A 23,602-nucleotide genomic window follows, 5' to 3' on the forward strand; every position below is an offset into this window, starting at 1 on the left:
TATTATCCCATAAATGAGAAATTTCCATCTTTCCTATTTGGAGAAGAAATGCTATAATGAAATGTAAAAAATAAACGAAAGAGGAGAAACAACGTGGCGGAATTAACACCAATGATGCAGCAATACATGGAGACCAAAAAGGAATACCCCGACTGCATCTTGTTCTATAGATTGGGAGATTTTTATGAGATGTTCTTTGATGATGCCCTGACCGCATCCAAGGAACTTGAGATTACACTAACTGGTAAAAGCTGTGGTCTGGAAGAACGCGCTCCCATGTGCGGAGTCCCTTACCATTCCGTAGATGGATACTTGAACCGTCTGGTTTCCAAAGGCTATAAAGTAGCAATCTGCGAGCAGATGGAAGATCCGGCAACTGCCAAAGGACTGGTAAAAAGAGACGTCGTTCGTATCGTCACCCCGGGAACGAATCTGGATACTCAGGCGTTAGATGAGACGAAAAACAACTATATTATGTGTGTTGTCTATAGCGCTGACCGCTATGGATTATCCGTAGCCGATGTAACAACAGGAGAGTATCTGGTCACTGAACTAGGTGACAGTGAAAAATTATTCGACGAGATATACAAATTCATGCCCTCAGAGCTGATATGCAATGAGGCTTTTTATATGAGTGGCATGGATATGGATCTTCTGAAGGATAAGTTTGGAATTACCATGTATTCTCTGGATGCGTGGTATTTTGATGATGCAATCTGCCAGCGCACATTAAAAGATCATTTTCACGCAAGCACCATGGAAGGGCTTGGACTTGTGGATTATGACTGTGGAGTAATCGCTGCCGGAGCGCTTCTGGAGTATCTGAATGAAACTCAGAAAAGAGACTTGTCCCATATTACGAAACTTTCTGTATATGCAACAGGCAAATACATGCTCTTAGACAGTTCTACCAGACGGAATCTGGAACTTTGCGAGACACTTCGTGAGAAGCAGAAGAGGGGCTCCCTTCTCTGGGTTCTGGACAAGACTAAGACGGCAATGGGTGCAAGAACTCTTAGAAAATACATTGAACAGCCATTGATTGACCGAGGAGAAATCGAACGCCGGCTGGATGCAGTAGATGAATTAAAGCGTAATGCTATCTCCAGAGAAGAGATCCGGGAATATCTGTCTCCAATCTATGACCTGGAACGGCTGGTCTGCAAGATCACCTATCAGTCAGCGAATCCAAGAGATCTGATCGCATTCGAGAGTTCTCTTGCCATGCTGCCTCATATAAAATATATCCTTCAGGATATGAAGTCACCTCTTCTTCAGGAGTTATATGAAGAACTTGATACACTGGAGGATCTCTGCGTGCTTGTGAAAGATGCCATCAAAGAAGATCCGCCGATTGCCATGAAGGAAGGCGGCATTATCCGGGACGGTTATAATGAGGAGGTAGACTGGCTGCGTTCTGCCAAGTCAGACGGCAAGGAATGGCTTGCCAAATTAGAGGAAACTGAGCGGGAGAAGACTGGCATCAAGAACCTTCGAATCCGTTTTAACAAGGTGTTCGGATATTACCTGGAGGTTACCAATTCATTCAAGAACCTGGTTCCTGATTATTATACGCGTAAGCAGACACTTGCTAATGCAGAGCGTTACATCATTCCGGAGTTAAAAGAACTGGAAGATACGATTCTTGGCGCAGAGGACAAACTCTTTGCCTTAGAATATCAATTATACAGCGAAGTCCGTGATAAGATTGCAGGAGAAGTAATCCGCATTCAAAATACAGCCAAGGCAATTGCGAAACTGGATACATTTGCATCTATGGCACTGGTAGCAGAGCGCAACCAGTATGTCCGACCGAAGATAAATGAAAAAGGCGTGATTAATATCAAGGATGGCCGCCATCCAGTCGTTGAGAGGATGATTCCGAACGATATGTTCATTTCCAATGATACATACTTAAATGATAAGAAGAGCCGGATATCCATTATTACAGGTCCTAATATGGCAGGCAAATCCACCTATATGCGTCAGACAGCGCTGATTGTCTTAATGGCTCAGATTGGATGTTTCGTTCCTGCGGCCAGTGCAGATATCGGACTGGTGGATAGAATATTTACCAGAGTAGGAGCATCAGATGACCTTGCAAGCGGTCAGAGTACTTTCATGGTGGAGATGACAGAAGTGGCGAATATTCTGCGTAATGCTACCAACAAGAGTCTCTTGATCCTAGATGAGATTGGACGTGGAACCAGTACATTTGACGGGCTCAGTATTGCCTGGGCTGTAATCGAACATATCAGTAATAGCAAATTACTTGGGGCAAAGACACTTTTTGCAACACATTATCATGAATTGACTGAATTAGAGGGCAAGATCGATAATGTTAATAATTATTGCATCGCCGTAAAAGAAAAAGGAGATGATATCATCTTCCTTCGTAAGATTATCAAAGGAGGCGCTGATAAGAGTTATGGTATTCAGGTGGCAAGGCTTGCCGGAGTACCTGATTCTGTCATTCAGCGTGCCAAAGAGATTGTTGAGGAACTGATTCATGCGGACATTACTGACCGCATCAAGGATATTGCTGCCCATGGAAATGAGCAGCCCAAAACAAAGGCCAGGCATTATGACGAGGTTGATCTGGCACAGATGTCCCTGTTCGACACTGTAAAAGATGACGATGTCATAGAAGAGATCAAGAATCTGGATCTTGGCAATCTGACACCGATCGACGCACTGAATACACTGTACCAGTTACAGAACAAACTGAAAAACAGGTGGTAAAACATGAGTAAGATACAAGTATTAGATCCGGTTACTATTGACAAGATTGCGGCAGGTGAAGTGATTGAACGACCGGCATCTGTGGTAAAAGAATTAGTGGAGAACGCAATTGATGCCAAGGCAACTGCAATCGTAGTCGAGATTCAGGAAGGCGGAATTTCGCTGATCCGAATTGCAGATAATGGATGCGGTATCGACCGGGAGGATGTTCGGAATGCTTTCTTAAGACATTCTACCAGCAAGATTCGTTCCGTGGATGATCTGGTACATATCGGTTCGCTTGGATTTCGTGGGGAGGCATTATCCAGCATCGCGGCAGTTTCGCAGGTGGAAGTGATTACCAAGACGGCGGATCAGACCTTCGGTACCAGATATCGGATTGCTGGGGGCAAAGAAGAAGACATGGATGATACGGGAGCCCGTGACGGCACAACCTTCATGATTCGCCAGCTTTTCTACAATGTTCCTGCCAGGCGGAAGTTTTTGAAAACTCCTATGACAGAAGCGAGTCATGTAGGTGATCTGATGACGAGAATGGCGTTATCCCATCCGGAGATTTCTTTCCAGTTCATTAACAATGGACAGTCAAAACTGCACAGTTCTGGCAACGGGAATCTTAAGGATGTCATCTACCACGTCTATGGACGTGAGATTGCTTCGAATCTTCTTGCGGCAGACTATGAAGTGCCAGGGATAAAGATTACAGGATTCTTAGGAAAACCGGTCATATCAAGAGGAAACCGAAATTTTGAGAATTATTTTATCAATGGCAGATATGTGAAGAGTAATATCATCTCGAAAGCGATTGAAGATGGTTATAAGGACTTTAGTATGCAGCATAAATATCCTTTTGTGGTACTGCATATCCAGATTGACGGAGAACACGTTGACGTAAATGTTCATCCGACGAAGATGGAACTGCGGTTTAATAATCAGCAGGAAGTCTATAATACTATATATGCAGCAGTCGATCGGGGACTGCATGCAGAAGAACTGATTCCCCATGTGGAAGTTGACGTTCCAAAGAAAACACTCTCCAGGGGAGATATTGTCAGAGAAAACCCATCAACTGCATCGGGCATCCCGGCTGCAAAAACAGTTCCACCCTTGGAAAACAGCAAGCCTTCAGATTCGTCACAGGTAAGAAATCTCGATTACTTTATGGCGAAGATGAAAGAACGTGTTCAGGCGTATCACGATAGAAGTTCATCTGCGGAAGTAGTCGATCAGACAAAGATATTCAAACCAGAGATTCAGGCAGACAGAATCCGTGAAAGTGTACAGTATGCCAAGAATATCCGTAAGCAAGATGATGCCCCTATGACGCCAAAATACATCCAAAGAGACGTGGAAGATATTCCGGCAGCCACAGAAAAGGCCCCTAAACAGTTGGATTTCTTTGAAGAGAAACTTCTGACCAAAGAAGCCAGAAGCGAATACAAGTTAATCGGTCAGGTCTTCGATACTTACTGGCTGGTAGAATATCACGACAATCTGTATATCATTGACCAGCATGCTGCACATGAACGCGTACTGTATGAGAGAACCTTAAAGAGCATGAAGACCAGGGAATTCACATCCCAGATGATCAGTCCACCGATTATCCTTGATTTAAGTATGCAGGAGGCGGAATTGCTGAATCAGTACATAGATCAGTTCACCCGGATCGGGTTTGAATTCGAAGAATTCGGGCAGGAATCTTATGCCGTGAGAGCGGTGCCTGATAATCTCTTCAGCATTGCCAAGAAAGACTTGCTGTTGCAGATGCTGGACAGTCTGTCTGATGAGATTAACCGGAATCTGTCGCCGGACCTGATAGATGAAAAGGTGGCTTCTATGTCTTGTAAAGCCGCTGTGAAAGGAAATATGAAATTGTCCGTTGCAGAAGTGGATACTCTGATCGGAGAACTTCTGACGCTGGAGAATCCATATCATTGTCCCCATGGCAGACCAACCATCATTGCCATGAGCAAGCGGGAACTGGAAAAGAAATTCAAGAGGATTGTATAGAGATGAAGAAACCATTAGTAGTGCTTACAGGACCTACTGCTGTAGGAAAGACCAAGGCCTCCATAGGACTTGCCAAAGCAATCGGCGGGGAGATTATATCAGCCGATTCCATGCAAGTCTATAAACATATGGATATCGGCTCTGCTAAGATCCGCCCACAGGAGATGGAAGGGGTGCCTCATTACCTGGTGGATGAGTTGGAGCCATGGGAAGAATTCCATGTAGTACGTTTTCAGCAGATGGCGAAAAAAGCCCTGGAGGAGATCTATTCTCGTGGCAGCATTCCTATTATCGTAGGCGGTACGGGATTCTATATCCAGGCGTTATTGTATGATATCGACTTCTCAGAAAATGACGGTGATACTGCCTATCGGGAAGAACTGGAGGAATATGCCAGAATACATGGCGGCAGCGAACTACATGAGCGGCTGAAAACAGTAGATCCAAAAGCGGCAGAAGATATCCATGCCAACAATATCAAGCGAGTAATCCGGGCGCTTGAATTCTATCATCAGACCGGACAGAGAATCTCTGAGCACAACGAAAGAGAACGGCAGAAAGAATCGCCATATAATTTCGTATACTTTGTGCTGAATGATGAGCGCAAGAACTTGTATGAACGCATTGATCACAGAGTGGATCTGATGATGCAAGAGGGATTGATCGAAGAGGTGAAAGCACTTAGGGAGATGGGCTGCACCAAAGAGATGGTGTCCATGCAGGGATTGGGATATAAGGAGATTCTATCCTACTTAGATGGCGCATGCAGTCTTGAAGAGGCTATCTACACGTTGAAGCGTGATACCAGACATTTCGCCAAACGACAGATTACCTGGTTTAAGAGGGAGAGACAGGTAACCTGGATTCAGAAAAATGATTACAATTATGATGAAGAGAAGATACTGTACGAGATGATAAGACGTACGAAGGGAGTACTATGTTAAGAAGATTATTAGGTGGGTCTAAATTTTTAAAGAAAATGAATACATTAATGGAAATATATTCTTGTTCACATAATGCACCAGCGACTTACAAAGAACTTGTAGAATTAAAGCCATTAATCAAGACTACAGGAGAGGAAGCGCTTTTCGAACTGAACCGTGCCTCTCTCCTTTATGATATGCAGAGGTACCGGGAAGCATCAGAAGTGATATTAGAGATACGTTCACTGAACCCGGAATTCGATGCCAGATGCGCTGAAGTCAGAACGAAGATTTTAGAAGCATTATAGAAAGGAACCAGATAAAGATATGTTAGAAGCAAAAGAAACATTATATAAAGAAATCGGAATCCGAAGAGAAGTTCTGGAATTCGGTCATACCATTGAGCACAATCTGAAAGAGTGTTTTGATTACATTGATCAGATCGCAGAATATAATCAGTTGAAAGTCATACATGCCATGCAGAAGAACCGGGTCAGTGAAGCGTGTTTTAACTATGCCAGCGGTTATGGCTATGATGATCTGGGGCGCGATAAACTGGAACAAGTCTATGCAGACATCTTCCATACAGAGAGCGCCCTTGTACGTCCACAGATTGCCTGCGGAACCCATGCACTTGCCATTGCCTTGAGTGCGAACTTAAGACCTGGAGATGAATTACTATCTCCTGCGGGCAAGCCGTACGACACTTTAGAGGAAGTCATTGGAATCCGACCGTCTAACGGATCGCTTGCAGAGTACGGAGTAACCTACTCTCAGGTAGATCTGCTGGAAGATGGGACTTTCGATTATGAGAATATTAAAAAGGCGATTAATAAGAAGACCAAATTGGTAACCATCCAACGTTCCAAAGGCTATCAGACGCGTCCGAGTTTTTCCGTACAGCAGATCGGGGAGTTAATTGCCTTTGTAAAAGAGATGAACCCGAATATTATCTGCATGGTGGACAACTGTTATGGAGAATTCGTTGAAACCATCGAACCAAGCGATGTAGGCGCTGATATGGTTGTTGGTTCCCTGATCAAGAATCCGGGCGGCGGACTTGCTCCAATTGGAGGCTATATCGCTGGACGCCAGGATCTGATCGATAATTGCGGTTACCGACTGACTTCTCCAGGACTTGGAAAAGAAGTAGGCGCATCCCTTGGAGTAATGCGGTCTTTCTATCAAGGCTTGTTCCTTGCGCCAACCGTTGTCGCAGGAGCACTAAAAGGCGCGATCTTCGCTGCCAATATCTATGAGAAACTAGGCTATTTCGTAATCCCGAACAGTACCGAAAGCCGTCATGATATCATTCAAGCCGTGGAATTCGGAATCCCAGAAGGGGTGATTGCATTCTGTAAAGGAATTCAGGCGGCTGCCCCAGTAGATTCCTACGTAACGCCGGAACCATGGCCGATGCCGGGATATGATAGCGATGTCATCATGGCTGCAGGGGCTTTCGTTCAAGGATCTTCGATTGAACTGAGTGCAGACGGACCGATCAAGCCACCATATGCAGTCTATTTCCAGGGAGGACTCACATGGCCTCATGCAAAATTGGGAATCCTGATGTCTTTGGAATATCTTGTACGTGATGGCATCGTGAACTTGTAGTAACCATCAAACAGCAAGAATATCAGAAGGAGTCACTATGAAAAGAATCGGAATTATCGGCGGAGGAGCATCTGGTCTTGTGGCTGCAATCGAAGCGGCAAGAACGGATTGCAATGCTCAGGTATTTATTCTGGAACAGAAAGAGAATATTGGCAAAAAGATTCTTGCAACAGGAAATGGACGGTGCAACCTGACAAATAGAAAGATGGAAGCAGCCTGCTACCGCAGTGAGAATATGGATTTTGTTGCTGGGATCCTTGAAGAATTCGGGTATGAAGATACTTTGAAGTTCTTCGAATCGCTGGGACTTCTGGTAAAATTTCGCGGGGATTATGTCTATCCACGTTCTGACCAGGCATCTACAGTGCTGGAACTCCTTCGATTGGAGCTCCTCCGGCTTGGAATTCAGATATACACCGGGAATCAGACTTTAGAATTGTCACAGACCGCAAAAGGGTTCCGTATCCGAACACAGGAACAGACTTTCCGTGCCGATAAAGTGATCCTGGCATGTGGCGGCAAAGCCTCCCATAATTTGGGATCTGACGGAAGCGGTTACGGGCTTGCCAAATCCATGGGGCATACGATGCTTCCGGTCGTTCCTGCCCTGGTACAGTTGAAGGTGCACAAGTCTCCTTTCGCCAAAGCAGCCGGAGTCCGTGTGGATGCCAGAGTCGTTGCGTTACAGGGCGATACACCGCTTGCGGAAGATCTCGGGGAAGTGCAGATTACTGCCTATGGAATCTCAGGGATACCTGTATTTCAGATTAGCAGATATATTGCAATGGGATTATATAAGAAACAAAAGATGTCTGTAATGATAGACTTCGTTCCCGAACGCACCGAAGAAGAGTTGCTCTCACTGCTTATAGAACGCATCAGCGGAAGAGAAGATATGACGACCGGTGACTTTCTTACCGGTGTCTTTCATCAGAAATTAATTCCGCGGCTATTGGAGCAGGCGCAGATTCGTATGAATACGAGGGTGGGAGAAGTAACGCGCAGAAAATGGCAGCATTTTTCCTATCTATGTAAGAGAATGATCCTGCCTATTGAGGATACGAATGGATTCGAGAATGCGCAAGTCTGCGCAGGAGGCATCCGTACGGAAGAAGTGAACCCTCTTACATTAGAGTCACGATATGTGAATGGCTTATATATTGTAGGGGAACTCTTAGATGTGGATGGAATCTGTGGCGGCTACAATTTGCAATGGGCATGGGCAACCGGATATCTTGCCGGACGAGACGCTGCAGGAAAGCCTTCCGGAAGATAGTACGGACATCCTGACTATATGCATCAAAGGAGAATGATATGATAAGAATCAATCAACTCAAACTGGACATTCATCATACCGAAGCGGATCTGAAAGCGAAGATTTTGAAGACTCTTCGCATCAAAGAGGATGCGCTCCTTTCTTATATTATTAAAAAACAATCCATAGACGCACGGAAAAAGCCAACACTGTTCTATGTCTATGCAGTAGATGTCATATTGAAGAATGAACCCGCCTTTCAAAAGCGCCTGAGGTCGTTAAAGAACAGCAATATTCAGATTCAGAAAGAGCCTGTCCCTTATAAGATACAGGTAAGTGGCACACAGCCGCTTAAGTATCGCCCGGTTGTCATAGGAACAGGACCTGCAGGGCTTTTCTGTGGTTATCAGCTGGCACTTCTGGGATACCGTCCAATTCTCCTAGAACGCGGTGCCTCTGTGGAAGAGCGAATGCAGGATGTAGAAAAGTTCTGGACTGACGGCATTCTGAATCCGAATTCCAATGTACAATTCGGCGAGGGCGGTGCCGGTACTTTTTCTGATGGGAAACTGAACACTTTAGTACATGATACTTATGGGCGTAACACCAGAGTCTTGGAAATCTTCGTAGAACACGGCGCGCCAAAGGAGATTCTCTATCAGAATAAGCCGCACATTGGAACGGATATTCTTGCCAAAGTTGTAAAACATATGCGGGAATGCATCATTGCCAATGGCGGAGAAGTAAGATTCCATTCACAGGTAACTGAAGTTCTTATGGATCATGACCAAGAAGAGCCAAGCCTTGTGGGATTAAGAATCTGCGATTCGGTCACGAAGATGGAAGAAATTCTTGAGACCGACCTTGCGGTTCTCGCTATCGGCCACAGTGCCAGAGATACCTTTTCCATGCTCTTAGACAAAGGGATTCCTATGGAAGCCAAATCATTTGCCGTAGGCGTTCGTATGGAACATCCGCAGCACATGATCAATGATAATCAATATGGAACCGATAATTCTAAAGGTCTGCCTCCGGCTGCCTATAAACTGACAACGAATCTTTCGAATGGAAGAGGCGTATATACCTTCTGCATGTGTCCGGGCGGCTACGTGGTGAATGCTTCCTCAGAATCCGGAAGACTGGCAGTCAACGGCATGAGTTATCATGACCGGGGCGGAGCAAATGCGAACAGCGCTGTTATCGTAACCGTAACACCGGATGACTATGGCAGCACAGGAGCGCTTGCCGGCATGGAGTTCCAGAGAAGATTAGAAGAAGCGGCTTACCAGGCAGGCGGCGGACGCATACCTGCACAGTTATTCGAAGACTTTTGCAAGAATCGTCCATCTATAGGGGCAAAGGGTGTAGAGCCACAGATGAAAGGCGCCTATTGCTTCGGCAATGTACGTCAGATTTTCCCGGAAGAACTGGCAGCATCCTTAGAAGAGGGAATCAAAGCCTTTGATTATAAATTGCCTGGATATTCCCGTCCGGATGCAATCGTATCAGGAGTAGAAAGCAGGACGTCATCCCCGGTCCGGATACCACGAGATGAGACGATGCAGAGCAGTCTTCGTGGACTTTACCCTTGCGGGGAGGGGGCAGGGTATGCAGGAGGTATTACTTCAGCCGCAATTGACGGTCTGAAAGTGGCGGAATCAATCGCCAAAAAATACCGCATTTTCGACAAAGGCACAAAGGCTTAAGAAATTTTTAATGGGATAAGTCTATACACTGATTTCAAAATATGATAAAATGTATTGAGTTTTTCAGATAGAGAAAAAACGAGGAGGAGTACATATGAAGGGAACAGGAAGCAAAAACGCCTGGGCTTTATTTCTGTTTGTCTTAACAGGCATTGTACTTGGTGGGTTTATCGGAATGCTGGCAGAAGGTGTTCCCGCCCTTAACTGGCTGTCTTATGGACAGGCTTTTGGGCTGGAGGAACCAGTGGTCCTGAATTTTGGAATTCTGGTGATCACATTTGGTCTTTCGATTAAGATAACCATCGCAAGTATTATTGGCGTGATTCTTGCTATTATTATTTATCGCTTCTTATAAGTTCTGATATGAGTTGCCATGCATCCGAAGGGAACTGCCATCGGCAACTCCTGTAGGTGTCGTACGAATCCAAAGATAAAATGAATCAGTCAAATACCATGAAAGAAATACCTGAGATGGAACGCCCATATGAGAAATGTGAGCAAAAAGGTGCCGGCAGCCTAAGTGATGAGGAACTGCTGGCGGTGTTATTACGTACTGGCACTCATGGAGAGAATGCGCTCTCGCTGGCAAGAAAAATCCTGTATTATGCAGGAGAGACCGGAATACTGGGGATACACCAATTCAGTATCGAGAGGCTTAAGAGTATCAAAGGCATTGGGAAAGTCAAAGCAATTCAGTTATCCTGTATATCAGAACTTGCCAAGAGACTTGCCAAAGCCTCCTATCAGGATACATTATGCTTTGAGAATCCGGAAACGGTTGCCAGATATTATATGGAAGACCTGCGGCATGAGAAGCAGGAGATGATGAAACTCTTAATGTTGAATACAAGAGCGAGACTGATTGGCGAGACCAATATCTCGAAAGGGACGGTCAACGCTTCCATCATTACGCCAAGAGAACTTTTTATAGAAGCATTACAAAAGAATGCTGTGTCCATTGTAATTATGCATAACCACCCAAGCGGAGATCCGACTCCCAGCCGTGAAGATATGCTGATAACCAAGAGAATCCTTGATGCAGGCGCATTAATTGGAATCGAACTGTTAGATCATATCATCATTGGCAATAATTGTTATATAAGTTTCCGGGAGGAGGGTATGCTTTAGAAAGGATCATATCAGATGGCAAGGAATGTATACGGACTGGATCTTGGATCTTATGAGATCAAGGTCTATGACAAGAAGAAAGATACAATTTGGAAAGAAAAAGATGTCATTGCGTTAAAGGACGTAAGAGAGATCTTTGCAGTGGGAGACGATGCCTATGAGATGTATGAAAAGGCACCTTCCAATATAGAAGTCGTATTCCCTATGAAAGAGGGAGTAATCGCACATTTTAACAATATGCAGTTCTTATTACAGAATCTGCTGAAAAAAGGACGGCAGTTTGCCAGAGGCTCTGAATACGTGATTGCCGTACCGACAGATGTTACCGAGGTTCAAAAGAAAGCATTCTTTGACCTGGTGATCCATTCTACGGCGAAGGCAAAAGAGGTTAATATCGTAGAACGCTCCATTGCAGATGCTGTAGGACTGAATCTGGATGTAAAGAACACCAAGGGCGTGTTCATCGTCAATTTCGGCGGTGATACAACTGAGTTATCCGTGATCGCCGGAGGCGGTATGGTCATGAACCGGCTCCTGAAGATTGGTGGTTCTACTTTCGATCAGTCCGTAGTCAATCTGGTTCGTCATAGTCACGACTTCCTGATTGGCATCCATACGGCAGAAGTCCTGCGTAAAAGTTTTGGAATCTTTACCAGTGATGCGGAATCCATGCTTACGGTTGCAGGACGAGACCTTATCACAGGTGTTCCGATGCGCAAGGCAATCTCCATCAGCCTTGTAAGAGCAGCTATGAAGGACCCGCTTCTGGAATGTGTCCGCGCCATCAATTCTTTGCTTGACCGCACACCGCCTGAGGTACGCAAAGCCATTCATGAGAATGGTATCTTCCTGACAGGAGGCGTTGCAAATACTGCAGGATTGGAGACTTATGTTGAGGAGATGGTTGGAATTACGACCAGAACCGCTTTAGAACCTGATATCTGCGCCGTATCAGGATTGAAAAAAATCATTCAGTCAAAAGATCTGAGAAAACTTGCTTATTCAATGTTAGATGAAAATTATAGGTGGATGAGATAATATGAAGACTAAGAATCAATCTTCTCTTTCAAGTAAATACTGGTTGATCATTCTGGCAGTGATTTGTGTGATACTGCTGGGCATTGAGCGTTTCACAGATGGCGGTGGTCCATTGCGGTTCATTGCCAATTATACAGTGATACCAATGCAGAAGGGAATCAGTTATGTAGGACGCTTCATGAGTGATATATCTGACAATTTTGATACTCTGGAAGAGATGAAGAAGGAAAATGAAAAACTACAGTCCAGAGTAGATGAACTTACAATCGATAATACCCGCCTGCGTCAGGAACAATATGAATTGGAACGTCTGCGTGAGGTATTAAAATTAGACGAGAATTATTCGGATTATGAGAAGATTGGCGCCCATGTTATTGCCAACAATGGCAGCAACTGGTTTAATGACTTTACCATTGACAAGGGCAGCGAAGATGGAGTCAAGGTGGATTCCAATGTACTTGCCGGAAGCGGTTTGGCTGGGATCGTAACCGAAGTTGGACCCAATTATGCCCGAGTTCGTTCTATCATAGATGATGCCAGCAATATCAGTGCTATGATGTTATCCACTTCTGACACCTGTGTGGTCAGAGGAGATCTGGAATTAATGGCTGATGGAAGGATCCGTTTTGAAAAACTCGCCAACAATGATAATGAGATTGAGGTGGGAGAGCAGGTGGTAACTTCTCATGTCAGCAGCCGGTTCCTTCAGGGATTATTTATCGGGTATGTAAGTGATGTAGAGGTTGATTCGAATAATCTTACCCGCTCCGGCTATATTACCCCTGCGGTTGACTTCAGTAAGTTACAGGAAGTACTGGTGATTACTACAACCAAGCAGGAGATGTTGGATGCAAAGGATGATAAGAGCCAGGACGATAACGGAGGCGAATAGAATATGAAGAGAAAACTGATAACCTTTTTGATTATTATTGTCTGTTTTCTGCTGCAAAGTTCCATATTCCACTATCTGTCATTTGCTGCAATCAAGCCGAATCTGCTGATTATTGTAACTTCTTCATTCGGCTTTATGAGAGGCAAGAAAGAAGGCTTATTCGTAGGCTTTGTTTCTGGTCTGTTTGCAGATCTTTTCTGGGGCAGTGCTTTGGGTTTTAATATGCTTTTATATGCAGTGATCGGATATGTGAATGGCTTTTTCAGACGTTTGTTCTATGATGATGATATTAAACTTCCGATTGCACTGATTGGAGCAAGCGAGTTCCTGTATGGGCTGGTTACATACGCATGTATGTATATGCTGCAAGGGGACTTTGCTTTTATAGATTATTTGATACACATTATTATGCCGGAACTGGTTTACACCATTCTGGTTACACTGGCACTATATCAGATGATATTATACATTAATAAGAGACTCGAAGCAGAAGAACAAAGGAGTGCAAGCAAATTTGTATAGTTTATGGGAACGGATCAAATCCGGCATATTAGAAATCGTACAATCCCGAATATTTGTTGTAATCATCGTATTTTGCGTTATGTCTGCCATTTTAGTCCAGCGGGTATTCTACTTGCAGATCGTAAAAGGGCAGGAGTATTTTGATGACTATAAGTTACAGATTCAGAAGACCAAAGAGGTCGAAGGTACCCGTGGGAATATCTATGACCGTAACGGGAAACTGATCGCATATAATGAACTGGCTTATTCTGTCACTATAGAAGATAACAGTGATTACGATTCTGTCAGCGAAAAGAACAAAGAGATGAACAAAGTAATCTCAACAGTGATTGATATGGTAGAATCCAACGGTGATACAGTAATCAATAATTTCGGAATTATTCTGGATAATAACAATAATTATGTGTTTATTGCAGAGAATGATACACAGAAGTTAAGATTTATTGCTGATGTGTATGGCAAGAAGACGATCGACCAACTGAGCAAAAAACAGCAAAGCGCGACGGCTGCAGATATCATTGACTATCTGTGTACCGATAAATTGAATGGTTATGGCATTGACCAGAAGAAGCTGGAAAAAGAAGAAGTCCTGAAACTGGTGAACATCCGCTATGCTCTTTCATTAAATAACTTCCAGAAATACATCGCAACTACGATTGCAGAGGATGTCAGCGATGAGACGGTTGCGGATGTTATGGAGAATCTGGACAGCCTTCCGGGAGTGAATGTTGAAGAAGAATCCTTAAGGCGCTATGCAGACAGTTATTGTTTCGCGAATCTGATCGGCTATACCGGACAGATCTCTCAGGATGAGTATGATAAACTGAGCAAAGAAGAGCAGAAGACTTATTCTAAGACAGATACTGTGGGCAAATCCGGTCTTGAACAGACTCTGGATTCCCAACTTCAAGGTGAAAAAGGCGAAGTTAAGCTATACGTGAATAGTGTCGGAAAAGTAATTGAAACAGTCAAAGGGAAAGATCCACAAGCAGGTAATGATGTATATCTTTCTCTGGACTATGATCTTCAGGTTGCGGCTTATCACATTATTGAGCAAGAACTGGCAGGTATTCTGCTGGCGAAGATTCAAAATGCACTGGACTATGATCGTACGCAAGTAGAAGACGGAAGCGACGTTATTATTCCAATTGGAGATGTTTATAATACATTTATTAATAATGATATTCTGGACATGAATCATTTTGGCGAGGAAGATGCCGGTATTGCAGAAAAGGAAGTGAATGCAATATTTACTTCCCGAAAAGAAGAGGTATTGCAGCAGATCTCGGATATTCTTCAGGATTCAGGTGCAGCTGCTTATAAGGATCAGCCAAAAGAATTCCAGGCATATCTGACATATATTGTTACCGAACTTCTGACCAGCAAAACCGGAATCCTTATGTCGGATGCCATTGATACCAGTGATGAGACCTACAAGGCATGGAAAGATGATGAGACGATTAATGTCAACACTTATCTGAACTATGCAATCTCTAAGAACTGGATCAATACTTCTCTTTTAAAAGAATATATGTCATCCGGCGGAGAATATTCCGATTCCAGCGAACTTTATCAGGGATTGACTGCCTATATTCTTGACTATATCAGTTCTGATAATAGTTTTGACAAACTGATCTATCGGTACCTGATCCGATCAGGCGCGGTTACCGGACGCCAGGTATGCATGATCCTGTATGAACAGGAGATTCTGGACTATGATGAAGGTCAGTATAACGGATTGAATTCCGGAAGTGTGAATGCTTATGATTTCGTTCGCGGCAAGATTGAAACCCTGGAGTTAACACCGGGACAGCTTGCCCTTGAGCCTTGTACAGGTTCTCTGGTCATGACAGATACGAATACAGGTGAAGTTCTTGCCTGTGTATCTTACCCTGGCTTTGATAATAACCGGCTTGCCAATGCGATGGACTCTAATTACTATAATAAACTGGTAACCGATCAGGCAAGACCGTTCTATAATAATGCTACGCAGGAGAAGACAGCCCCAGGTTCCACATATAAGCCACTGGTGGCTATCGCCGGTCTGACGGAAGGTGTGATTGATACGGGAACTTATCTTCCGTGTCACGGTGTCTATAAGAAGGTAACACCGAATCCAAGATGCTGGATCTATCCGAATGCACATGGGAGTCTGGATGTATCTGGTGCAATTCAGAATTCCTGTAACAGTTTCTTCTATGAAGTGGGATATCGTCTGAGTCTTGAGAATACTGAGACGATACAGGATACGGAAGACGGCACGAATGAAACTGAGACGAGTGTTAATTTCTCCAGTGAACTGGGAACGGATACCCTGAAGAAATATGCGGAAGCATTCGGACTTGGGCAGACTTCGGGATTAGAGATCTCTGAATCTGAGCCTCAGATCTCCAATGAGACCTCCGTAACGTCTGCAATTGGACAGGGTAATAACAACTATACCACCAGCCAGCTGGCAAGATATATTACGGCAGTTGCCAACAAGGGAACTGTCTATAGTCTGACCTTGCTTGACAAAGTCACTTCTGTGGACGGTGAAACAATCAAAAAATATGAACCGGAAGTTATCAACACCATCACGGATGTTGCAGATTCTTCCTGGACAGCAGTTCATACTGGTATGAGAAATGTAGTAACCGTTGCCCATAGTGATATATTTGCAAAACTAATTGCAAGCGATGTAAAACTGTCTGGAAAGACAGGTACAGCACAACAGAGCGAAACTCATCCGGACCACGGACTCTTTGTTGGCTTCGCGCCAAGTGATAGTCCCGAGGTGGCATTTGCGATCCGTATTGCTAACGGATACAGTTCTACCTATGCCGCTGAGATAGGGAATGATGTCATGGAGTACTATTATCAGATAACCCCGGCAGAGGAGATTCTCACCGGAACAGCAGCCAAGATAAGTGTAGGAGCGACAGGAGGAGATTAAGGAAGGGATGAGCATGTGTGAAAGATGCGGTACTCATTAAGAGTAACAGATACGGCATTACTATTTACTTTGATCCGGACATGCCCTATGAGGAACTGGTGATGGAAGTAAAAAAGAAGTTTCAGTCTTCGGCACATTTTTTCAATCATGCTGAGATGGCAGTGGAATTCGAAGGCCGTGCTTTCACAAAAGAAGAAGAGCAGCTGATGACAGAAGTCATTCAGGATGCAGCCAAGATACAGATCTTATGCATCATTGAGAAGAATACTTATACAGAACAGATCCACAAACGAATGCTGGACGAAAGCCTGGAAGCCATTCATGAAAGAGACGGCCAGTTCTATAAAGGTACGCTAAGAGGAAGACAGATTCTGGAATCTGAGACAAGCATTGTAGTTGTTGGAGATATCGAAGAGGGTGCCACCATCGTATCGAAGGGCAATATCGTAGTGACCGGCACCATCTACGGAACTGCCATTGCAGGAGTATCCGGCAATTATGATGCCGTCATAGCAGCAAACCATATGGAGCCTAAGAGGCTTCGTATCGGAGATATTGAAGTCAAACCAGTTATAGGAGGAAGTTATTCATGGGCGAAGTTATTGTAATTACATCAGGAAAAGGCGGTGTCGGCAAGACAACGACAACGGCAAATATAGGAGCAGGATTATCCAAATTCGACAAAAAAGTAGTTGTGATTGATACAGATCTCGGTCTTCGTAATCTTGATGTGGTTATGGGTCTTGAGAATTTGATCGTCTATAACCTGGTAGATGTGATAGAAGGTACCTGCCGTTTGAAACAGGCGCTGATCCGGGATAAGCGTTATGAGAATCTCTACCTGCTTCCGTCTGCACAGACGAAGGATAAGACGGCAATCTCTCCCGGACAGATGAAGAAACTCACATCCGAATTAAAAGAAGAATTCGATTACATACTTCTGGATTGTCCGGCGGGAATCGAACAGGGATTCCAGAACGCAATTGCGGGTGCTGACCGTGCAATTATTGTCACTACTCCAGAAGTATCGGCAATCCGAGATGCTGACAGGATCATTGGTCTTCTTGAAAGCAACCAGTTAAGAAAAATCGACTTGATCATCAACCGTATCCGCATGGATATGGTGAAACGTGGCGATATGATGTCCGTGGACGATGTAACCGAGATACTTGCTGTGCCTTTGATCGGAGCACTGCCGGATGATGAGCAGGTAGTCATCGGTACCAACCAGGGTGAACCTGTAGTAGGACTCGATTCTAAGGCAGGTACGGCATATATGAATATCTGTAAGCGTATTATGGGCATAGATGTCCCATTCATGGAACTTGACAGCAGTACCGGGCTTCTTTCTAAGTTGACACATCTCTTCAAAAAAGATTAGGAGGATGTGTAATGCTAAGAAAATCTTCAGTCTCAATTGCCAAGAACCGGCTTCGGGCACTGGTCATCTCAGACCGTGTCAGTTGTACGCCGGATGCTTATGATAACATATGCAGGGAACTATATGAAGCACTTTCCAAATATATGGAACTTACAGAAGAAGATTTTCAGGTGGATATTAACCGGACACAAGTAGTAATTACATTTGCAGGAGAAGAAACGTGAGATTACCTAGATTTACAAAATTGTACCATTTAAAAGATTATAAATTCAGCCTGGTAATTGCCGTTTTGGCAATCTCTATACTGGGGGTATTTGTTGTCGGCAGTGCCAAAGCAATCTATCAGCCAAAACAGATATTGGGCGTAGTCATCGGATTCATTGTAATGGTGATTGTATCTTTGATTGATTATATCTGGATCACGAACTTTTACTGGCTGATCTATGTCTTTGCAATCGCGATTCTGGGAGCTGTTATCCCATTCGGCGAGTCTGTTAATGGTGCGAAGAGATGGATCAATCTGGGATTTACGACTTTTCAGCCTTCAGAACTTGCCAAGATCCTATTAATTATATTTTTTGCCAAATTCATCATGGAGCATGAAGAAGATCTTAACGATAAAGTGACTCTGCTCAAGTATGCTATTTTATCAGGTATTCCGCTGGTATTGATTGTAATAGAACCTAATCTGTCAACGACCATATGTACAACGCTCGTTATCTGTCTTATGATCTACGTAGGCGGATTAAGTTATAAATTTATCGGAACAGTATTGATCATCCTGGTTCCGGTAGCAATTATCTTCTTAAGTATTGTTGTGCAGCCAAACCAGGTAATTCTCAAAGATTATCAGCAGAAGCGTATTCTGGCATTCTTAGAGCCAGAGAAATATGCCAGTGATGAGGCTTATCAACAGAAGAACTCGGTTATGGCAATTGGCTCCGGTCAGCTGACTGGAAAAGGACTTAATAATAATACAACGACCTCCGTAAAGAATGGTAATTTTATCTTAGAGCCTCAGACGGACTTTATCTTTGCAATTGTTGGTGAAGAACTTGGTTTTGTAGGAAGTTGTATAGTTATTGCTTTATTATTATTAATTGTGATACAATGTATTTTGATAGGAATACGATCGCAAGACATGGCTGGGAGGATTATTTGCTGCGGGGTAGGCGGACTGATTGGGGTCCAGAGTTTCATTAATATCGGGGTTGCCACGCAGATACTTCCGAATACCGGAGTGCCCCTCCCGTTTGTAAGTTATGGACTGACTTCATTAGTGAGTCTGTATATAGGAATTGGTCTTGTATTAAATGTCGGGCTACAGCCGAAAAAATATCAGTAAGGAGTGAAGACGATGAACATAGGACTGATAGCACATGATTCAAAAAAGACTTTGATGCAGAATTTCTGTATTGCATATAGAGGAATCTTAAGCAAGCATAATCTATATGCGACTGGTACGACCGGCCGACTGATTGAGGAGGTTACGAATCTGAATGTCCACAAATATCTTGCAGGACCATTAGGCGGCAAGCAGCAGTTGGGCGCACAGATTGCACAGAATGATATTGATGCCCTCATCTTTTTAAGAGAGCCGAATAATCCGAAACCGCACGAACCAGATGTCAACGATGTTATCCGCCTTTGTGATATGTACAATATTCCAATGGCATCGAACCTTGCAACAGCGGAATTGATTATATTAGCAATTGACAGAGGGGATCTTGATTGGCGTGAAATGTATCGGTAGATTAAGCAAACTGGCAATTCTATTGTTTGCGATCACCATTCTGACCTCAGGATGTGGGAAAAAACAAGAAGAAGTTGCTGTGACTTACGAGACAAAGAATTATAATACAAGTTTATATGAAGCAGAATTATTTGCCAGCGATCTTTGTGTGGCCTCTGCAGATATTGCACTTGAAGGTGCTCCTGAGACAACAGGGCTTCATGCAGCAGCCTTATTCGATGTAAATAATAAAAAGACGGATTTTGCATATCGTGTCCATGAACGTCTGTATCCGGCAAGCACCACGAAGATCATGACAGCATTGGTTGCTATCAAGAATGCTGATCTGTCTGATATTGTCACTGTATCTTCAGCAGCAGATGTTAATACTTTTGCAGCGGATGAATCGACTTGCGGGATTCATGTCGGAGATCAGATGACGCTTTTGGATCTGCTATATGGGCTGCTTCTGCAATCCGGGAATGATAATGCGGTTGCAATTGCAGAGCACGTCGGCGGGAGCGTAGAGAATTTTGTACAGATGATGAATGATGAGGCTCAGAATCTGATGGCTACGAATACACATTTTGTGAATTCCAATGGGCTTCATAACAATAATCATTATACAACAGCATATGATCTTTATCTTATCTTTAATGAATGCATCAAATATGACGAGTTTATACAAATGATTCAGGCTGATTCTTATACTGCAGACATTACTGCGGCAGACGGCACCGTTCGCCAGGATACTTGGGAGCCGACGAATTTCTATGCTACAGGGGAGGCTGCGCTTCCTGAGAATGCAACCATTATTGGAGGTAAGACAGGTACTACCAGCCTTGCGGGAAATTGTCTGATTCTTCTTGAAAAGGATGCTAATGATAATCCCTATATTTCGATTGTAATGGGTGCAGACACCAAAGCCTTATTATATCAGGATATGACCGCACTGATTAATGGAATACCAACAAATGAATAATATAGTTAGAGGGGCATCTCACATGGGATACCCCTCTTGCTTGTAACCTGGAACATTCGGTTCCTTTTGTTACAGATTATGAATTGCTGGCAATTCTTCCATACAGACTAATAAGATACAGACCGCATAAGCCAACAAGGGTATATATAATGCGGGAAAGCCAGGAGAGATTACCGAATAGAAACGCAACAAGATCGAAACGGAATATTCCGACTAAGAGCCAGTTGATTGCTCCTATAATTACGATTGTCAAAGCGGTATTATCAAACCATTTCATATTAATGTCCTCCTTTTGTCATGCTACCCTTAGTATGGCAGATACACATATAATTATACATTCTGAAAGGAAGATTTTATCAGATGAAAGAAAAAATGCCATATTATCCGTATTCTGAATATTTGAAAAATAAGTATGGCGAGAAAGTATACAAACTGCCGGTCAATCTTCCGGTAAGCTGTCCGAATCGTAAATCAGGAACTGGCTGCACTTTTTGTTCCCCAAGCGGCACCGGTTTTGAAGCCATGGACTGCCAGACTTCCGTCCATGAACAGTTAGAAAAGACAAAAGAGCATATTGAACGCCGCTATCATGCGCATAAGTTTATTGCATATTTTCAAAATTATACCAATACATATCTTGCGCCTGATCGATTCGCCGTTTATATGGAAGAAGCCGCGCAAGTTTCTGATATTGTAGAGATTGCAGTATCTACACGGCCAGATTGTATCACCTTTGAATATCTGGAAATCCTTAAGCGAATCTCCAACCGGTACGGAATTGCAATTACCATTGAACTTGGCCTTCAGACCAGTAATTGTCATACTTTAATGAATATACGACGGGGGCATACACTGGCAGAGTTCATAGACGCAGTTCTCATGATACAGCCTTATGGATTCGACCTATGTGCACACGTAATACTGAATCTTCCGGGAGATGATCTGACAGATGCTATTGAGACAGCGAAGATTCTATCTGCACTAAGGGTTCAGATTGTCAAAGCACATTCTCTTTATATTGCGAAAAACACACAGTTGTGCGATGACTTTGAAAATGGTACAATAACGTTATGCTCAAAAGAGGAATATCTAAAAAGACTGGCAGCATTCCTGGAACATCTGAATCCTGTAATTGCTGTAGAGCGCCTATTCAGCCGCATTCCTGAGAAAGATGCTGTATTCTGCAACTGGGGAATGAGTTGGTGGAAACTGCGGGATGAACTTCTGGAACTCATGGAAGAACACGGAAGTTATCAGGGACGAAGATTCCATTACCTGAATGGTGCAGCGCTTCAGTCTTTGGATTCTCAAGCAGATAACTAATCAGACTATTAACAACAGGAGGCTATATTATTGGCTGATAACAAATTGACGAATATACAGGTTTATCGTAAAAAATGGAATATTAATATTGGAATCATTATCTTCGGAGTGGTATTCATCTATCTGATCGTGACAGTTCTTATGTACCTGACCGGTAATCATGTATCTGCTTACGAAGTACGCGAAGGTTCCATTCTAAAGGACAACGCATATACCGGAATTATTCTTAGAGATGAGATGGTGGTACAATCCGATACAGGTGGTTATGTTAATTATTTTGCCCTGGAGGGCAGCAAAGTAGGCGCCAAGACGAGAGTATATTCCATATCCGATAAAAAATTGGAATTCGAAGATTCCACTACGGAAGAATCGCAAGAATTATCTTCTGAGGAACAGGCGGCACTGTTGATCAAGACTCAGTCTTTTACGGAGAATTTTAAAGATCAGCAGTTTAGCGATGTCTATACGCTGAAGAATAATATCACAACTGTGCTGGAGAGCAAATCCAACCAAAGCCGCCAGGCTCAGTTAGATGCCATGGCAGTTCAGGAGGGTGGAGGTCTTCAGATCCACTCTGCCGCATCAGATGGAATTATTATCTATGCTACGGACGGGTACGAGACCACAACGGCAGATGATGTGACAGAGGATATGATTGCCAAAAAAGACTATGAGAAGATTAGCCTTGGAAATAATGCCAAGATAAAGGCAGGCGATCCCGTGTACAAATTAATCCGGGCAAATTCATGGTCTATCGCGATTCTGCTGGATGACGATACTGCCACGCAACTGAAAGATACAACTTCTGTGAAGGTGCGTTTCTCCAAAGATAACGAGACAGCGCAGGCAGGTTTTTCCATAAAAAATAAAAAAGATGCTAAGATCGGTATCCTGTCTTTTGACAGTTCCATGATCCGTTATGCAGAAGAACGTTATCTGGATCTTGAACTGATTCTGGAAGATCAGTCTGGTCTGAAGATACCAAAGTCTTCCGTCGTGAATAAAGAATTCTATCTGATCTCGGAAGATTATCTTACTCAGGGCGGCAACAGTAAGGAAGACGGTGTACTGGTAGATACCGGAAAGGATAATCCGGAATTTCAAAGTGTAGAGATCTACGACCGTGATGAAGAAGCCGGTAAGGTGTATCTGGATGCCAATGCTTTTGATAAAGATACTGTCCTGGTAAAACCAGATTCATCCGACACATGCCGTCTGAATAAGACAGAAAGTATAGAAGGCGTATACAATATTAACAAGGGCTATGCAGTATTCAAACAAGTAAACATCCTATGTGAAAGCGATGATTATTATATCGTGGAATCAGGGAATACATACGGACTTTCTAACTATGACCATATTGCGCTATATGGAGAAGATGTCCGTGAAAATGATGTCGTATTTTAAGAAGGAGTGATA

General features: G+C 43.5%; 22 protein-coding genes. 21 read left to right on the top strand and 1 reads right to left on the bottom strand.

Annotated features, from left to right (window positions below):
• Window positions 1-93 precede the first annotated feature (93 nt).
• The 19 genes from mutS to ACQRBN_RS07825 all read left to right on the top strand — a co-directional run bounded on the left by mutS (window position 94) and on the right by ACQRBN_RS07825 (window position 20,860).
• Entirely contained in the window at window positions 94-2,742 is a 2,649-nt protein-coding gene (mutS, locus tag ACQRBN_RS07735) for a DNA mismatch repair protein MutS (protein ID WP_427738421.1), read from the top strand.
• A gap of 3 nt (window positions 2,743-2,745) precedes the next feature.
• Window positions 2,746-4,752: a DNA mismatch repair endonuclease MutL gene (gene mutL / locus ACQRBN_RS07740; RefSeq protein WP_427738422.1), complete on the top strand. Its 2,007-nt coding sequence runs from the start codon at window positions 2,746-2,748 to the stop codon at window positions 4,750-4,752.
• A 2-nt stretch (window positions 4,753-4,754) separates the two neighbouring features.
• A complete protein-coding gene (miaA, locus tag ACQRBN_RS07745; protein ID WP_427738423.1) occupies window positions 4,755-5,696 on the top strand; it encodes a tRNA (adenosine(37)-N6)-dimethylallyltransferase MiaA in 942 nt (313 codons plus the stop codon).
• Window positions 5,690-5,983, top strand: coding sequence for a hypothetical protein (locus ACQRBN_RS07750; RefSeq protein WP_427738424.1), 294 nt, complete (start codon window positions 5,690-5,692; stop codon window positions 5,981-5,983). The genes miaA and ACQRBN_RS07750 overlap by 7 nt, the downstream gene beginning before the upstream one ends.
• 19 nt (window positions 5,984-6,002) lie before the next feature.
• Window positions 6,003-7,289: an aminotransferase class I/II-fold pyridoxal phosphate-dependent enzyme gene (locus ACQRBN_RS07755; protein WP_427738425.1), complete on the top strand. Its 1,287-nt coding sequence runs from the start codon at window positions 6,003-6,005 to the stop codon at window positions 7,287-7,289.
• A 37-nt stretch (window positions 7,290-7,326) separates the two neighbouring features.
• Window positions 7,327-8,565 (top strand): NAD(P)/FAD-dependent oxidoreductase, encoded by a 1,239-nt coding sequence (locus ACQRBN_RS07760; RefSeq protein WP_427738426.1) that lies wholly within the window; start codon window positions 7,327-7,329, stop codon window positions 8,563-8,565.
• 38 nt (window positions 8,566-8,603) lie between these two features.
• On the top strand, window positions 8,604-10,250 hold the full coding sequence (locus tag ACQRBN_RS07765; protein WP_427738427.1) for an NAD(P)/FAD-dependent oxidoreductase: 1,647 nt from the start codon (window positions 8,604-8,606) through the stop codon (window positions 10,248-10,250).
• Window positions 10,251-10,344: 94 nt separating this feature from the next.
• Window positions 10,345-10,605 (top strand): DUF4321 domain-containing protein, encoded by a 261-nt coding sequence (locus ACQRBN_RS07770; RefSeq protein ID WP_427738428.1) that lies wholly within the window; start codon window positions 10,345-10,347, stop codon window positions 10,603-10,605.
• A gap of 80 nt (window positions 10,606-10,685) precedes the next feature.
• On the top strand, window positions 10,686-11,378 hold the full coding sequence (gene radC / locus ACQRBN_RS07775; protein ID WP_427738429.1) for a RadC family protein: 693 nt from the start codon (window positions 10,686-10,688) through the stop codon (window positions 11,376-11,378).
• Between the two features lie 15 nt (window positions 11,379-11,393).
• Window positions 11,394-12,416 carry a rod shape-determining protein gene (locus ACQRBN_RS07780; RefSeq protein WP_427738430.1) on the top strand — a complete coding sequence of 341 codons (1,023 nt, stop codon included), beginning with the start codon at window positions 11,394-11,396 and terminating at the stop codon, window positions 12,414-12,416.
• A 1-nt stretch (window position 12,417) separates the two neighbouring features.
• A complete protein-coding gene (gene mreC / locus ACQRBN_RS07785; RefSeq protein WP_427738431.1) occupies window positions 12,418-13,308 on the top strand; it encodes a rod shape-determining protein MreC in 891 nt (296 codons plus the stop codon).
• A 3-nt stretch (window positions 13,309-13,311) separates the two neighbouring features.
• The gene (gene mreD, locus ACQRBN_RS07790) at window positions 13,312-13,830 is read left to right on the top strand and encodes a rod shape-determining protein MreD (RefSeq protein ID WP_427738432.1); all 519 of its coding nucleotides are present in this window, start codon (window positions 13,312-13,314) and stop codon (window positions 13,828-13,830) included.
• Window positions 13,823-16,765, top strand: a complete 2,943-nt coding sequence (locus ACQRBN_RS07795; RefSeq protein WP_427738433.1) for a penicillin-binding transpeptidase domain-containing protein — start codon at window positions 13,823-13,825, stop codon at window positions 16,763-16,765. The genes mreD and ACQRBN_RS07795 overlap by 8 nt, the downstream gene beginning before the upstream one ends.
• A 17-nt stretch (window positions 16,766-16,782) precedes the next feature.
• A complete protein-coding gene (locus ACQRBN_RS07800) occupies window positions 16,783-17,373 on the top strand; it encodes a septum site-determining protein MinC (protein WP_427738434.1) in 591 nt (196 codons plus the stop codon).
• The gene (gene minD, locus ACQRBN_RS07805) at window positions 17,355-18,146 is read left to right on the top strand and encodes a septum site-determining protein MinD (protein ID WP_427738435.1); all 792 of its coding nucleotides are present in this window, start codon (window positions 17,355-17,357) and stop codon (window positions 18,144-18,146) included. Before ACQRBN_RS07800 ends, minD begins: the two co-directional genes overlap by 19 nt.
• 11 nt (window positions 18,147-18,157) lie before the next feature.
• Window positions 18,158-18,370: a cell division topological specificity factor MinE gene (locus tag ACQRBN_RS07810; protein ID WP_427738436.1), complete on the top strand. Its 213-nt coding sequence runs from the start codon at window positions 18,158-18,160 to the stop codon at window positions 18,368-18,370.
• Window positions 18,367-19,491: an FtsW/RodA/SpoVE family cell cycle protein gene (locus ACQRBN_RS07815; RefSeq protein WP_427738437.1), complete on the top strand. Its 1,125-nt coding sequence runs from the start codon at window positions 18,367-18,369 to the stop codon at window positions 19,489-19,491. The genes ACQRBN_RS07810 and ACQRBN_RS07815 overlap by 4 nt, the downstream gene beginning before the upstream one ends.
• Window positions 19,492-19,503: 12 nt before the next feature.
• Window positions 19,504-19,899, top strand: a complete 396-nt coding sequence (mgsA, locus tag ACQRBN_RS07820) for a methylglyoxal synthase (RefSeq protein WP_427738438.1) — start codon at window positions 19,504-19,506, stop codon at window positions 19,897-19,899.
• Entirely contained in the window at window positions 19,883-20,860 is a 978-nt protein-coding gene (locus ACQRBN_RS07825; protein ID WP_427738439.1) for a D-alanyl-D-alanine carboxypeptidase family protein, read from the top strand. The genes mgsA and ACQRBN_RS07825 overlap by 17 nt, the downstream gene beginning before the upstream one ends.
• Before the next feature lie 76 nt (window positions 20,861-20,936).
• On the opposite strand, the gene ACQRBN_RS07830 is transcribed toward ACQRBN_RS07825, so the two are convergent.
• A complete protein-coding gene (locus ACQRBN_RS07830; RefSeq protein ID WP_427738440.1) occupies window positions 20,937-21,137 on the bottom strand; it encodes a DUF378 domain-containing protein in 201 nt (66 codons plus the stop codon).
• A gap of 83 nt (window positions 21,138-21,220) precedes the next feature.
• Here ACQRBN_RS07830 and ACQRBN_RS07835 point away from each other — a divergent pair, with 83 nt between their 5' ends.
• Both ACQRBN_RS07835 and ACQRBN_RS07840 read left to right on the top strand, forming a co-directional pair.
• Window positions 21,221-22,183: a TIGR01212 family radical SAM protein gene (locus ACQRBN_RS07835; RefSeq protein WP_427738441.1), complete on the top strand. Its 963-nt coding sequence runs from the start codon at window positions 21,221-21,223 to the stop codon at window positions 22,181-22,183.
• Between the two features lie 30 nt (window positions 22,184-22,213).
• A complete protein-coding gene (locus ACQRBN_RS07840) occupies window positions 22,214-23,590 on the top strand; it encodes an HlyD family efflux transporter periplasmic adaptor subunit (protein WP_427738443.1) in 1,377 nt (458 codons plus the stop codon).
• Window positions 23,591-23,602 lie beyond the last annotated feature (12 nt).

The organism is Bariatricus sp. SGI.154 (assembly GCF_050313795.1).
GTDB lineage: Bacteria > Bacillota > Clostridia > Lachnospirales > Lachnospiraceae > CAMBRQ01.